Source organism: Pseudomonas sp. NFACC13-1 (assembly GCF_900104425.1).
In the GTDB taxonomy this organism is placed as follows: Bacteria; Pseudomonadota; Gammaproteobacteria; order Pseudomonadales; family Pseudomonadaceae; genus Aquipseudomonas; species Aquipseudomonas fluorescens_AA.
In genome coordinates this window covers 41,543-54,586 of record NZ_FMXV01000037.1, presented here as the reverse complement: position 1 = coordinate 54,586, position 13,044 = coordinate 41,543, and the positions used below count along the sequence as shown (strand labels likewise).

The window sequence follows — 13,044 nt, the reverse complement described above, 5'->3', positions numbered from 1 at the left end:
GGTTTGCAGGTCAGAGCGATAAACAACTATTTCGGCCTTGGCGACATCAATGCCAACAACCGTTTGCGAGGTAAGGATTGTCATGACGAATCCTCGGAGCTAGGGTTTAGGTGCTTGTCGGGGTCTACCTTTGCGCTGGCTTGCCTCTATCGTCGGTCTTGCCGATGAATTCCTTATCGGCGCTTTAGGTAGAAAGGGCGGGACGAGAAGTCTCCCACGGTCCGTACTGGCTAGAGTCGGAATCGAGCTTTTAGTCCCGCCCACCCCTTCAAGTCTAAACATACAAGCGAGCTTGCTCGCGATTGAAGCCGCCTCGGGCTATCAGTCTGGCTCACACCCCTTCAACACCAACCGAATGATCGTCTGCGCAGCGGCTTCATAGTCGGCTTCGTCCAGCTTCGCCTTGCCGGTCACGGCGCTGATCTGCCAGTCGAAGTCGGCATAGGTCTGGGTGGCGGCCCAGATGCTGAACATCAGGTGGTTGGGGTCGATGGGGGCGATCTGGCCGCGGTCGATCCAGCTCTGGATGCAGGCGATGTTGTGCCGGGCCTGGGCGTTGAGTTGTTCCACCAGGTCGGGGCTCAGGTGGGGGGCGCCGTGCATGATTTCGCTGGCGAAGACTTTCGAGGCGAAGGGCAGGTCGCGGGAGATGCGGATCTTGGAGCGGATGTAATGGCTCAGCACCTCGCCGGGCACGCCGTCGGCATTGAACGGGGTCGAGGCCTGGAGAATCGGCTCGATGATGCTTTCCAGCACCTCGCGGTAGAGGTTTTCCTTGGATTTGAAGTAGTAGTAGACGTTGGGTTTGGGCAGGCCTGCCTTGGCCGCGATGTCGCTGGTCTTGGTCGCGGCGAAGCCCTTGTCGGCAAATTCTTCGCTGGCGGCACGCAGGATCAATTCTTTGTTGCGCTCGCGGATTGTGCTCATAAACCCAGGGGTTCCTTGCCTGTTCTGGCGGTGGCGCATGGTAGCACCGGCTTCGCGCGGCGCTCAAGAATGCCCCAAGGCGCCGCGGCTCGCGGTATGCTGCGCGGCATTATTATTCAAGGAGCCCCTCCATGGCTGGAAGCAGTTTGCTGGTACTGATCGACGACATCGCCACCGTGCTCGACGATGTCGCGCTGATGACCAAGATGGCCGCCAAGAAAACCGCCGGCGTGCTCGGCGATGACCTGGCGCTCAATGCCCAGCAAGTGTCGGGCGTGCGTGCCGAGCGAGAGCTGCCAGTGGTGTGGGCGGTGGCCAAGGGATCGTTCATCAACAAATTGATCCTGGTGCCGTCGGCGCTGGCGATCAGCGCTTTCGTCCCGTGGTTGGTGACGCCGTTGTTGATGGTGGGCGGTGCCTATTTGTGTTTCGAGGGGTTCGAAAAACTGGCCCACAAGTTCCTTCACAGCAAGGCCGAGGACCAGGCCGAACATGCGCAACTGGTCGAGGCGGTGGCGGATCCGGCGGTCGATCTGGTGGCCTTTGAAAAGGACAAGATCAAGGGCGCGGTACGCACCGACTTCATCCTCTCGGCCGAAATCATCGCCATCACCCTCGGCACCGTCGCTGACGCAGCATTGACCCAGCAGGTGATCGTCCTGTCGGGCATCGCCATCGTCATGACCATTGGCGTCTATGGCCTGGTGGCCGGGATCGTCAAGCTCGATGACCTGGGACTCTGGTTGACGCACAAGCCAGGCCAGGCCGCCAAAAGCATCGGCGGTGCGATCCTGAGTGCGGCACCCTACATGATGAAAAGCCTGTCGGTGATCGGCACCGCGGCGATGTTCCTGGTGGGCGGTGGCATCCTGACCCATGGCGTGCCAGTGGTGCATCACTGGATCGAAGGCGTGACGGCCAGCGCCGGTGGTGCCGGGTTTATCGTGCCGACGTTGCTCAATGCCGTGGCCGGGATCGTTGCTGGGGCGGCGGTGTTGGCGGGGGTGATGGTGGTTGGCAAGGTCTGGAAAGCGCTGAAAGGCTGAGACCTGGCAACCCATGATCACTGTGGGAGCGAGCTTGCTCGCGATGAGGGCCTGACATTCAACATTTAGTTGTCTGACAGAGCGCTATCGCGAGCAAGCTCGCTCCCACAATGGGTTTGGGGTGGTCGAAAGTTACTCGGCGATCTGCAACTTGCGCGACTCGGTGTACACGTAGCGCACCTTCTCATACTCGAAGGGCGTGTTGAGTTGCCCGTAGCGGAAACTGGTCTGGTAGCGCTTGTCGACGCCGCGCAGGAGCAGCAATTCCGGGTGGTTGGAGCTGACTTCGGAGACGTTCAGGAAGTTGATCGCCGATTCGGCCGTGTAGTCCACCAGCAGGCCCGAGGTGTCGCGCAGGTTCGACGGGCCGAAGATCGGCAGCACGAAATACGCACCGGCCGGCACGCCATAGAAGCCGAGGGTCTGGCCGAAATCTTCGCTCTGGCGCGGCAGGCCCATGGCGGTGGCCGGGTCCCACAGGCCGGCGATGCCCACAGTGGTGTTGAGTAGCAGCCGCGCCGTGGTTTCCATTGAACGCTTGCCCTTGAATTGCAGCAGGCTGTTCATCAGGTTCGGCACGTCCCCCAGGTTGTTGAAGAAATTGCTGACCCCGGTGCGCACGAAGCCAGGGGTAATGTAGCGATAGCCGTCGACGACGGGCAGGAAGACCCATTGGTCGAAGCGGTAGTTGAAGTGATAGACCCGGCGGTTCCAGGATTCCAGCGGGTCATAGACGTTTAACGCGTTGAGGGTCGAGCGCTCGAACTCGCGCTGGTCAAGCCCCGGGTTGAACTTGAGTTTGGTCAGCGGTTCCTTGAAACCGTCCGAATCCACCACCACAGGCGCATTGGCTTTGCTGTTGTCGGCGTGGACCATGCCCGCACTCATTAACGCAGCGATAAGCAGCAGATATTTAGCCACGGAAAAACTCCAGCATGGCGTCGCTGTTGACGCGGTAGTTAAGGTTGCCGCAGTGGCCGCCCAGCGGATAAACCGTCAGGCGATCGCCAAAGGTCTTGCGCAGGAAGCCCAGGTCGCCCGGGCCGAGAATGACGTCGTCGGCATTGTGCATGACGGCAATCTTCGGGCTGTCGTGCAGGTAATCCTTCAGCGCGTACAGGCTGACCTGGTCGACCAGTTGCAGCAGGCTGCCGCCGTCGGTGCGCGCGCGCCACATCGGGATCACCTGCTCGGTGAGGTAACAGTCGAAATCGCATTGCAGCGCACGCTTGAGGAACGGCGTCAGGCTGGTGCTTTCGGTGATCGGGAACTTGGGGGGGATGATCAGGCCGCGACGGTTGATCAGGTCCGAGGTGAACGCGATGTCCGCCGCCGAGAAACGGAACGAGGTGCCGATCAACATCGCCATCTGTTCATTGCTCAGGTGCTGCTTGGACTGTTGGAAGTCGTAGAGCAGGGCATCGTTGAGGTCGATGTAGCCTTTTTGCTGGAAGTAACGGGTCAGCTTGTTCAGTACCAGTTCATAGAAAGTCGTGGTGCTGTTGATGCCCTTGACTTCGGTCTGGACCAGTTTGTCCAGGTTGGTGATCGAGGTATAGAGGTTCACCGGTGGGTTCAGCAGCAGCACTTTCTTGAAATTGAAGCTGCGCCGGGTTTCGTCCAGGTGGGCGACAAAGGCCGCATCCAGGGCGCCGAGGCTGTAGCCGGTCAGGTAGTACTCGGTCACCGGCAGCTTGGGGTTCTGTGCGCGCACGGCCTGCATCACCCGGTACATGTCCTCGGCGTCTTCCTTGGAAATGCCCGGCGTGGCAAAGCGCGAAGCGGCACTCATGAAGTCGAAACTGGTGGGCGAGGACAACTGCACCACGTGGTAGCCGGCCTTGTAGTAAAGGCGCTTGAGGTATTCGTTGAGGGTGCTGTCGTAGCGTGCACCGGTGCCGGCGATCAGGAAGATCAGCGGCGCGGGCTTGTCCTGGGTGGCCATGCGGTAGGTGAGGCTTTTTACTGGCCAGAAGTTGTCCGGCAGGATGAACTCGCGTTCCGGGCGCAGGGTCAGGTTGTGGTCCGCCTGATTGATGTCTTCGATCAGCGGCAGCTCCGGACGCAGGTCCGGCGGCGTAGTGGCGATGGTCGCCTCGAACGGGTTGGTCAAGGGGTAGCCATAGCTGGCGGCGTCTATATCTGCCGCCAGCGCGGACGCACTCAGGATAAGGCCGCCGAGGAGGGCAGCGAAGCGCAAGGAACGGAGCATGACTGGATCCCTTAGAGGAAGGTGCCGAATGAAGTTCGCAGCCTATGACCACCGAAGCGGAGCCAAGTGCCATGATGGGCACAAAACAGGCACGGACGGGGCGCGATAGTAGCGGGACGATACACGGTCATGCGCAGTCGCGGCTAGTTATCTGGCATTTACCGGATTTGGCCTGCAAATCTCACGTGTGAGGAGGCGCCAATTGCCTGGAAACAATAGCTGGCGTTCTGATGTCGTTTCTCGTTGCTTCGACGTCGCAGACAGAGCAGGTTCCGTAGCGTCACAGGTTGATGATCGATCCTGTCAGTACTCCACTGGCGTTCAGACCGGTTTGAGGCGAGCGTGATGGGGGCGCTGAGCATCATAACTATACGTTGACGCCGCCCGGCATCCGCCGGGCGCAGCACTTTCGGGGAAGTAACGATGAAGATGCGACGACTCTTGGGCGCAGGTGCCGCACTGGTACTGGCCATCAGTTCCACCTTGGCCAGCGCCGAAACCAAAACCCTGAGCATCGGTTACGTTGACGGCTGGTCCGACAGCGTCGCGACCACCCACGTGGCCGCCGAAGTGATCAAGCAAAAACTCGGTTATGACGTGAAGCTGCAAGCGGTCGCGACCGGGATCATGTGGCAAGGTGTGGCCACCGGCAAACTCGACGCGATGCTCTCGGCCTGGCTGCCGGTGACTCACGGCGATTATTGGACCAAGAACAAGGACTTGGTGGTCGATTACGGCCCCAACTTCAAGGACGCAAAAATCGGCCTGATCGTGCCGGAGTACGTCAAGGCCAAGTCGCTCGAGGATCTCAAGACTGACGACTCCTTCAAGAAGCGCATCGTCGGCATCGACGCCGGTTCAGGCGTGATGCTCAAGACCGAACAGGCGATCAAGGATTACGACCTGACCGGTTATCAACTCAAGGCCAGTTCCGGCGCCGGCATGATCGCCGAGCTGACCCGTGCCGAGAAGAAAAACGAATCCATCGCGGTCACCGGTTGGGTGCCGCACTGGATGTTCGCCAAGTGGAAACTGCGCTTCCTGGAAGACCCGAAAGGCGTCTATGGCGCGGCTGAGACTGTAAACAGCATCGGCAGCAAGGAACTGGGCACCAAGGCCCCGGAAGTGGCCGAGTTCCTGAAGAAATTCCAGTGGGCGTCGAAAGACGAGATCGGCGAAGTCATGCTGGCGATCCAGGAAGGCGCCAAGCCGGACGCCGCTGCCAAGGACTGGGTCGCCAAGCACCCGGACCGCGTGAAGGAGTGGACCGGCAAGTAATCAATCTGATTTAGCTGGCTCGCGAAGCCGCATGACGTTGTGTCATGCGGCTTTTTTGTGCCTGCAATTCTTCGATGGGCGCCGGACCCCTTGTGGGAGCGAGCTTGCTCGCGATAGCGATGTGTCTGCTTGCATCGATGTTGAATGTGGCGCCGTCATCGCGAGCAAGCTCGCTCCCACAGGGGGGGATTGCGAATAATGTGCGGGAAACTGGCAAAACCGTCATGTCGTTCTAATACTAAGGTCGTCTGGAACCTGGCCTTGAGCCGCATAGAGTAGGGTCGTTCCAATTAAATCTGTGCTGCGAGGATAAAAACAATGAACGACAGCATTTACCTCTCGATTCAAAACAGCCCGCGCTTCAAGGAGCTGGTGAGAAAAAGGGAAAGGTTCGCCTGGATTCTCTCGGCGATCATGCTTGGTCTGTATTCCGGCTTCATTCTTCTGATCGCCTACGGGCCACACATTCTCGGGGCCAAGATCACGCCTGAGTCCACCATCACCTGGGGTATTCCCATCGGTGTCGGCCTGATTGTCTCGGCCTTCATCCTGACCGGCATCTACGTACGGCGCGCCAACGGTGAGTTCGACGACCTGAACAATGCGATTCTCAAGGAGGCTCAGCAATGATCCGGCGTCTACTGGCTCTATTGAGCATCGCGGCGTTCGCACCGGGCGCCTGGGCGGCTGACGCCCTGACCGGTGCCGTGCAGAAACAACCCCTCAACGTCGCGGCTATCCTGATGTTCGTGGCCTTCGTCGGCGCGACTTTGTATATCACCTACTGGGCGTCCAAGAAAAACAACTCGGCGGCCGACTATTATGCGGCCGGCGGCAAGATCACCGGCTTCCAGAACGGCCTGGCAATCGCGGGCGACTACATGTCGGCGGCGTCCTTCCTGGGCATTTCCGCGCTGGTGTTCACCTCCGGTTATGACGGCCTGATCTACTCCATCGGCTTCCTGGTGGGTTGGCCGATCATCCTGTTCCTGATCGCCGAACGCCTGCGTAACCTGGGTAAATACACCTTTGCCGACGTGGCGTCCTATCGCCTCGGGCAAACCCAGATCCGCAGTCTGTCCGCCTGCGGCTCGCTGGTGGTGGTGGCGTTCTACCTGATCGCACAAATGGTCGGTGCCGGCAAGCTGATCCAGTTGCTGTTCGGCCTGGACTACCACGTTGCGGTGATCCTGGTGGGTATCCTGATGTGCCTCTACGTGCTGTTTGGCGGCATGTTGGCCACCACTTGGGTGCAGATCATCAAGGCGGTCTTGCTGCTGTCGGGTGCTTCGTTCATGGCCTTGATGGTCATGAAACACGTCAACTTCGACTTCAACATGCTGTTTGCCGAAGCGGTGAAGGTTCACCCTAAAGGCGAGGCGATCATGAGCCCCGGCGGCTTGGTGAAGGATCCGATCTCGGCCTTCTCCCTGGGCCTGGCGCTGATGTTCGGTACCGCTGGCCTGCCGCACATCCTGATGCGCTTCTTCACCGTGAGCGACGCCAAGGAAGCGCGCAAGAGCGTGCTGTATGCCACCGGCTTCATCGGTTACTTCTACATCCTGACCTTCATCATCGGCTTCGGCGCGATCCTGCTGGTCAGCACCAACCCGGCCTTCAAGGACGCGGCAGGTGCCTTGCTGGGCGGTAACAACATGGCGGCGGTGCACCTGGCCAACGCCGTGGGCGGCAGCATCTTCCTGGGCTTCATCTCGGCGGTAGCCTTTGCCACCATCCTGGCGGTAGTGGCGGGCCTGACCCTGGCCGGTGCCTCGGCGGTGTCCCATGACCTGTATGCCAGCGTGATCAAGAAAGGCAAGGCCAACGAGAAGGACGAGATTCGCGTCTCGAAAATCACCACCATCGCCCTGGCGGTGCTGGCGATCGGCCTGGGTATCCTGTTCGAGAAGCAGAACATCGCGTTCATGGTGGGCCTGGCGTTCTCCATCGCGGCGAGCTGCAACTTCCCGGTACTGCTGCTTTCGATGTACTGGAAGAAGCTGACCACTCGTGGCGCCATGATTGGCGGCTGGCTGGGCCTGGTCAGTGCCGTGGGCCTGATGATCCTCGGCCCGACCATCTGGGTGCAGATCATGGGGCACGAGAAGGCGATCTTCCCGTATGAATACCCGGCGCTGTTCTCGATGGCCATTGCGTTCGTCGGCATCTGGTTCTTCTCCATCACCGACAAGTCGGCTGAAGGCGCAAACGAACGGGCGCTGTTCTTCCCGCAGTTCGTGCGTTCACAGACTGGCCTGGGGGCGAGTGGGGCGGTTAAACATTGATGTAGCGGTCAGTGCTTGAAGAAATACCCCGGTCGAAAGGCTGGGGTTTTTTTTGTGCCGGGTTTAAGGGTGGCAGGGCTGCCGTCATCGCGAGCAAGCTCGCTCCCACAGGGGATCTCCAGTGAGCACGGGGTTTTTATTCACAACAGGTCAACTGTGGGAGCGAGCTTGCTCGCGATGGCGTCGGGTCTGTCAATGCCGCTTCTGGATCAGATGAAAAGAGGCATAAACAAAACAGCCCCCGCTTTTATATAAGAAGCAGGGGCTGTTTCGGTGCAGCTTGAGACCTTATTGCAAGGCAGGTCTTACTTGCGGTCTTCCAGCTGGGTGATGTCACGCGACTCGTAGCCGGTGTACAGCTGGCGCGGGCGGCCGATCTTGTACGGGCTGGAGAGCATTTCCTTCCAGTGGGAGATCCAGCCGACGGTCCGCGCCAGGGCGAAGATCACGGTGAACATGCTGGTTGGAATGCCGATCGCCTTGAGGATGATCCCCGAGTAGAAGTCGACGTTCGGGTACAGCGAGCGTTCGATGAAGTAAGGGTCGGTCAGGGCGATCTCTTCCAGGCGCATGGCCAGTTCGAGTTGCGGATCGTTCTTGATCCCCAGTTCCTTGAGCACTTCGTCGCAGGTCTGCTTCATCACGGTGGCGCGCGGGTCGCGGTTCTTGTAGACCCGGTGACCGAAGCCCATCAGCTTGAACGGATCGTTCTTGTCCTTGGCCTTGGCGATGAACTTGTCGATGTTCGAGACATCGCCGATTTCATCGAGCATGGTCAGCACCGCTTCGTTCGCACCGCCGTGGGCAGGGCCCCAGAGTGCGGCGATACCGGCGGCGATACAGGCGAACGGGTTGGCACCCGAGGAGCCGGCCAGGCGTACGGTGGACGTGGAGGCGTTCTGCTCGTGGTCGGCATGGAGGATGAAGATCCGGTCCATGGCCTTGGCGAGCACCGGGCTGATCGGTTTGATCTCGCACGGGGTGTTGAACATCATATGCAGGAAGTTCTCTGCATAGGTCAGGTCGTTGCGCGGGTACATCATGGGCTGGCCCATGGAGTACTTGTAGACCATGGCTGCCAGGGTCGGCATCTTCGCCACCAGGCGGATCGCGGAAATTTCGCGATGCTGGGGGTTATTGATATCCAGGGAGTCGTGGTAGAAAGCCGAGAGAGCGCCGACAACGCCGCACATGACGGCCATCGGGTGGGCATCGCGACGGAAGCCGTTGAAGAAGGTCTTCAACTGCTCGTGAACCATGGTGTGGTTCTTCACGGTGCTGACGAACTGGGCTTTTTGCTCTGCGGTTGGCAGCTCGCCGTTGAGCAGCAGGTAGCAGGTTTCCAGGTAGTCCGATTTTTCAGCCAGTTGCTCGATCGGGTAGCCGCGGTGCAGCAGGATGCCGTTGTCGCCATCGATGTAGGTGATTTTCGACTCGCACGAGGCGGTCGACATGAAACCTGGGTCAAAGGTGAAACGGCCCGTGGCCGTCAGGCCCCGTACGTCGATTACATCGGGACCAACGGTGCCGGTTAAAATGGGCAGCTCGACGGGGGCTGCGCCCTCGATGATCAACTGCGCTTTTTTGTCAGCCATGTGGCCTCCTATTAATGCTTGAAATCATCAGACAGACCCCCCACGCAGGGCCCGCACCACTATAGTGAGATAAATCCGAAAGTCAATTTGCCTAAAGTCTTGCTCCAGAAGGCTTTAACCGCACTTTTTCCGCGAAATTACCTGCCGTTTACGCCTTTTGTGCCATATGTGCAATGCGCTATTAGGGGAAGGTGAACGCGTTGTCATTAGTAGCCTAACTGTCTATACTCGGCCACCGACCGCCAGGGGCTTTTGGGCCTGCTTTCTTGGGGGTCGTCACTCCCTGGGTGGTGAGTACCTGACCAGTGCGCGCCCCAACAACTTTGCCCTGATTGTTAGGGGCTCTTCAGTGTGAAAAAAAAGCCGTGAAAAGCCAACGACCTGTAAACCTAGACCTAAGGACCATCAAACTCCCAGTCACTGCTTACACGTCCATTCTTCACCGTATTTCCGGTGTCATCCTCTTCGTCAGCCTGGCCATCATGCTTTATGCATTGGACAAGTCGCTCGATTCGGAAGAAGGCTTCGGTCAGGTGAAAGCGTGTCTGACCAGTCCGCTAGCCAAGCTAGTGATTTGGGGCATCCTGTCCGCCTTGCTGTATCACTTGGTCGCCGGTGTGCGCCACTTGATCATGGACATGGGCATCGGTGAGACGCTGGAAGGCGGCAAGCTGGGCTCGAAAATCATTATCGCCGTGTCTGCGGTGCTGATCGTTCTGGCAGGAGTCTGGATATGGTAACCAACGTCACGAACCTTTCGCGTTCGGGCCTCTACGACTGGATGGCCCAGCGTGTGTCTGCGGTCGTTCTCGCGGCTTACTTCATTTTCCTGATCGGATATGTCGTGGCAAACCCTGGCCTGGGCTATGCCCAATGGCATGAACTGTTCGCAAACAACTGGATGCGTATCTTCAGTCTGCTGGCACTTGTCGCACTGGGCGCTCACGCCTGGGTCGGCATGTGGACCATCGCGACCGACTACCTGACGCCCATGGCGTTCGGCAAGTCGGCGACTGCCGTACGTTTCCTTTTCCAGGCAGTATGCGGCGTTGCGATGTTCGCTTACTTCGTCTGGGGTGTGCAGATTCTCTGGGGTATCTGATCCATGGCTAACATTCCAACGATTTCTTTCGACGCCATCATCATTGGTGGTGGCGGTGCCGGCATGCGCGCAGCGCTGCAACTGGCACAGGGCGGTCACAAGACTGCCGTGATCACCAAGGTTTTCCCGACGCGTTCGCACACCGTTTCCGCCCAGGGCGGCATCACCTGCGCCATCGCTTCGGCCGACCCGAACGATGACTGGCGCTGGCACATGTACGATACCGTCAAGGGGTCCGACTACATCGGTGACCAGGACGCTATCGAATACATGTGTCAGGAAGGCCCGGCCGCGGTGTTCGAGCTGGACCACATGGGCATGCCCTTCTCGCGTACCGAGCAAGGTCGTATCTACCAGCGTCCGTTCGGTGGCCAGTCCAAGGACTACGGCAAGGGCGGCCAGGCCGCGCGTACTTGCGCGGCGTCCGACCGTACCGGTCACGCACTGCTGCACACCCTGTACCAGGGCAACCTGAAAGCCGGTACCACGTTCCTGAACGAGTACTACGCCGTCGACCTGGTGAAGAACCAGGACGGCGCCTTCGTCGGTGTGATCGCGATCTGCATCGAAACCGGCGAAACCACCTACATCCGCGCCAAGGCCACCGTACTGGCGACCGGCGGTGCAGGCCGTATCTACGCATCCACCACCAATGCCCTGATCAACACCGGTGACGGCGTCGGCATGGCCCTGCGTGCTGGCGTGCCGGTACAAGACATCGAAATGTGGCAGTTCCACCCGACCGGCATCGCCGGCGCCGGTGTACTGGTGACCGAAGGTTGCCGTGGTGAAGGTGGTTACCTGATCAACAAGCACGGCGAGCGTTTCATGGAACGTTATGCGCCGAACGCCAAGGACCTCGCCGGTCGTGACGTTGTGGCTCGTTCGATGGTTAAAGAGATCATCGCCGGCAACGGCTGTGGCCCGAATGGCGACCACGTGATGCTCAAGCTCGATCACCTGGGCGAGGAAGTGCTGCACAGCCGCCTGCCAGGTATCTGTGAGCTGTCGAAGACCTTCGCCCACGTCGACCCGGTCGTCGCGCCGGTTCCAGTGGTTCCAACCTGCCACTATATGATGGGCGGCGTTGCCACCAACATCCACGGCCAGGCGATCACCCAAAACGCCGAAGGCGTGGACGAAATCATCCCTGGCCTGTTCGCAGTGGGTGAAGTGGCGTGCGTATCGGTCCACGGTGCCAACCGCCTGGGCGGCAACTCGCTGCTCGACCTGGTGGTCTTCGGTCGCGCTGCCGGCCTGCACCTGGAGAAAGCGCTGACCGACGGTATCGAATATGACGATGCCACCGACGCCAACATCGAAGCCGCCCTGGCGCGTCTGTCCGCTCTGAACGAGCGTACCGAAGGCGAAGACGTGGCAACCCTGCGCCGCGAGCTGCAGAACTGCATGCAGAACTACTTCGGTGTGTTCCGTACCGGCGAATACATGCAGAAGGGTATCGCCCAGCTGGCGCAATTGCGTGAACGAATCGCCAACGTGAAGATCAACGATAAGTCGCAGGCGTTCAACACTGCCCGTATCGAAGCGCTGGAATTGCAGAACCTGCTGGAAGTGGCCGAAGCCACCGCCATCGCCGCAGAAGTGCGTAAAGAGTCCCGTGGTGCCCACGCCCGCGAAGACTTCGAAGACCGTGACGACGAAAACTGGCTGTGCCACACCTTGTACTTCCCGGGTGAAAAACGCGTCGCCAAGCGTGCCGTGAACTTCTCGCCGAAGACTGTTCCGACTTTCGAACCAAAAGTCCGGACTTATTAAGGGTGACCGCTATGTTGCAAGTCAGTGTTTATCGCTACAACCCTGATCAGGACGCTGCGCCGTTCATGCAGGACTTCCAGGTCGATACCGGTGGTAAAGACCTGATGGTGCTGGACGTACTGGCCCTGATCAAAGAGCAGGACGAGGGTTTTTCCTATCGTCGCTCTTGCCGCGAGGGCGTTTGCGGCTCCGACGGCATGAACATCAACGGCAAGAACGGCCTGGCCTGCATCACGCCGCTGTCGGCCGTGGTCAAGGGCAACAAGCTGGTGGTTCGTCCGTTGCCAGGTTTGCCGGTTATCCGTGACCTGGTCGTCGATATGAGCATCTTCTACAAGCAATACGAGAAGGTGAAGCCATTCCTGCAGAACGACACGCCGGCTCCGGCCATCGAGCGTCTGCAGTCTCCGGAAGAGCGTGAGAAGCTCGACGGTCTGTACGAGTGCATCCTGTGCGCTTGCTGCTCGACCTCGTGCCCATCCTTCTGGTGGAACCCGGACAAGTTCCTGGGTCCGGCCGCCCTGCTGCAAGCGTACCGCTTCCTGGCAGACAGCCGTGACACCAAGACGTCCGAGCGTCTGGCTTCGCTGGATGACCCGTTCAGCGTATTCCGCTGCCGCGGGATCATGAACTGCGTCAACGTCTGCCCGAAAGGCCTGAACCCGACTAAGGCCATCGGTCACATTCGTAACATGCTGCTGCAAAGCGGCGTGTGATTCAGCTGCTGTACCCGTAGGACCGTTGTACCCGTAAAGGCCAGGGCGCGGGCTTCAACCCGCGTCTTGGCTATAACCAGAACAGCCGCTCACAAAGCGGTGGTTCT

At 59.5% G+C, this 13,044-nt stretch carries 12 protein-coding genes; 8 read left to right on the top strand and 4 right to left on the bottom strand.

What is annotated here, in order from left to right; genetic code table 11:
• Positions 1-321: 321 nt before the first annotated feature.
• Positions 322-927: a TetR/AcrR family transcriptional regulator gene (locus BLQ55_RS28790; RefSeq protein ID WP_092201782.1), complete on the bottom strand. Its 606-nt coding sequence runs from the start codon at positions 925-927 to the stop codon at positions 322-324.
• 131 nt (positions 928-1,058) lie between these two features.
• Here BLQ55_RS28790 and BLQ55_RS28785 point away from each other — a divergent pair, with 131 nt between their 5' ends.
• On the top strand, positions 1,059-1,973 hold the full coding sequence (locus BLQ55_RS28785; RefSeq protein WP_092201784.1) for a DUF808 domain-containing protein: 915 nt from the start codon (positions 1,059-1,061) through the stop codon (positions 1,971-1,973).
• Positions 1,974-2,105: 132 nt separating this feature from the next.
• Here the strand turns inward: BLQ55_RS28785 and BLQ55_RS28780 are convergent, their stop codons facing one another.
• Both BLQ55_RS28780 and BLQ55_RS28775 read right to left on the bottom strand, forming a co-directional pair.
• On the bottom strand, positions 2,106-2,894 hold the full coding sequence (locus BLQ55_RS28780; RefSeq protein WP_092201786.1) for an MlaA family lipoprotein: 789 nt from the start codon (positions 2,892-2,894) through the stop codon (positions 2,106-2,108).
• Positions 2,887-4,185, bottom strand: a complete 1,299-nt coding sequence (locus BLQ55_RS28775; RefSeq protein WP_092201788.1) for an alpha/beta fold hydrolase — start codon at positions 4,183-4,185, stop codon at positions 2,887-2,889. The genes BLQ55_RS28780 and BLQ55_RS28775 overlap by 8 nt, the downstream gene beginning before the upstream one ends.
• 423 nt (positions 4,186-4,608) lie before the next feature.
• Here BLQ55_RS28775 and BLQ55_RS28770 point away from each other — a divergent pair, with 423 nt between their 5' ends.
• The 3 genes from BLQ55_RS28770 to BLQ55_RS28760 all read left to right on the top strand — a co-directional run bounded on the left by BLQ55_RS28770 (position 4,609) and on the right by BLQ55_RS28760 (position 7,748).
• Entirely contained in the window at positions 4,609-5,463 is an 855-nt protein-coding gene (locus tag BLQ55_RS28770; RefSeq protein ID WP_092201790.1) for a glycine betaine ABC transporter substrate-binding protein, read from the top strand.
• A 318-nt stretch (positions 5,464-5,781) separates the two neighbouring features.
• On the top strand, positions 5,782-6,093 hold the full coding sequence (locus BLQ55_RS28765) for a DUF485 domain-containing protein (protein ID WP_092201792.1): 312 nt from the start codon (positions 5,782-5,784) through the stop codon (positions 6,091-6,093).
• Positions 6,090-7,748, top strand: a complete 1,659-nt coding sequence (locus tag BLQ55_RS28760; RefSeq protein ID WP_092201794.1) for a cation acetate symporter — start codon at positions 6,090-6,092, stop codon at positions 7,746-7,748. Before BLQ55_RS28765 ends, BLQ55_RS28760 begins: the two co-directional genes overlap by 4 nt.
• Positions 7,749-8,053: 305 nt before the next feature.
• Here the strand turns inward: BLQ55_RS28760 and gltA are convergent, their stop codons facing one another.
• Positions 8,054-9,343, bottom strand: a complete 1,290-nt coding sequence (gene gltA, locus BLQ55_RS28755; protein WP_003204440.1) for a citrate synthase — start codon at positions 9,341-9,343, stop codon at positions 8,054-8,056.
• 365 nt (positions 9,344-9,708) lie between these two features.
• Between gltA and sdhC the strand changes: the two genes are divergently transcribed.
• Genes sdhC through BLQ55_RS28735 form a run of 4 tightly spaced genes read left to right on the top strand, consistent with a single transcriptional unit; the run spans position 9,709 to position 12,937 of the window.
• Positions 9,709-10,083, top strand: a complete 375-nt coding sequence (gene sdhC / locus BLQ55_RS28750) for a succinate dehydrogenase, cytochrome b556 subunit (protein WP_003179220.1) — start codon at positions 9,709-9,711, stop codon at positions 10,081-10,083.
• Entirely contained in the window at positions 10,077-10,445 is a 369-nt protein-coding gene (sdhD, locus tag BLQ55_RS28745) for a succinate dehydrogenase, hydrophobic membrane anchor protein (protein WP_003204438.1), read from the top strand. The genes sdhC and sdhD overlap by 7 nt, the downstream gene beginning before the upstream one ends.
• 3 nt (positions 10,446-10,448) lie before the next feature.
• Positions 10,449-12,221, top strand: a complete 1,773-nt coding sequence (gene sdhA, locus BLQ55_RS28740; protein ID WP_092170923.1) for a succinate dehydrogenase flavoprotein subunit — start codon at positions 10,449-10,451, stop codon at positions 12,219-12,221.
• 11 nt (positions 12,222-12,232) lie between these two features.
• Positions 12,233-12,937: a succinate dehydrogenase iron-sulfur subunit gene (locus tag BLQ55_RS28735; RefSeq protein WP_053123967.1), complete on the top strand. Its 705-nt coding sequence runs from the start codon at positions 12,233-12,235 to the stop codon at positions 12,935-12,937.
• Positions 12,938-13,044: the final 107 nt, after the last annotated feature.

Excerpts from the sequence above, each read along its gene's own strand:
- sdhD (WP_003204438.1), top strand. The coding sequence starts at position 10,077 with ATGGTAACCAACGTCACGAACCTTTCGCGTTCGGGCCTCTACGACTGG.
- sdhA (WP_092170923.1), top strand. The coding sequence starts at position 10,449 with ATGGCTAACATTCCAACGATTTCTTTCGACGCCATCATCATTGGTGGT.
- gltA (WP_003204440.1), bottom strand. The coding sequence starts at position 9,343 with ATGGCTGACAAAAAAGCGCAGTTGATCATCGAGGGCGCAGCCCCCGTC.
- BLQ55_RS28770 (WP_092201790.1), top strand. The coding sequence starts at position 4,609 with ATGAAGATGCGACGACTCTTGGGCGCAGGTGCCGCACTGGTACTGGCC.
- BLQ55_RS28735 (WP_053123967.1), top strand. The coding sequence starts at position 12,233 with ATGTTGCAAGTCAGTGTTTATCGCTACAACCCTGATCAGGACGCTGCG.
- BLQ55_RS28790 (WP_092201782.1), bottom strand. The coding sequence starts at position 927 with ATGAGCACAATCCGCGAGCGCAACAAAGAATTGATCCTGCGTGCCGCC.
- BLQ55_RS28765 (WP_092201792.1), top strand. The coding sequence starts at position 5,782 with ATGAACGACAGCATTTACCTCTCGATTCAAAACAGCCCGCGCTTCAAG.
- BLQ55_RS28775 (WP_092201788.1), bottom strand. The coding sequence starts at position 4,185 with ATGCTCCGTTCCTTGCGCTTCGCTGCCCTCCTCGGCGGCCTTATCCTG.
- BLQ55_RS28760 (WP_092201794.1), top strand. The coding sequence starts at position 6,090 with ATGATCCGGCGTCTACTGGCTCTATTGAGCATCGCGGCGTTCGCACCG.
- BLQ55_RS28785 (WP_092201784.1), top strand. The coding sequence starts at position 1,059 with ATGGCTGGAAGCAGTTTGCTGGTACTGATCGACGACATCGCCACCGTG.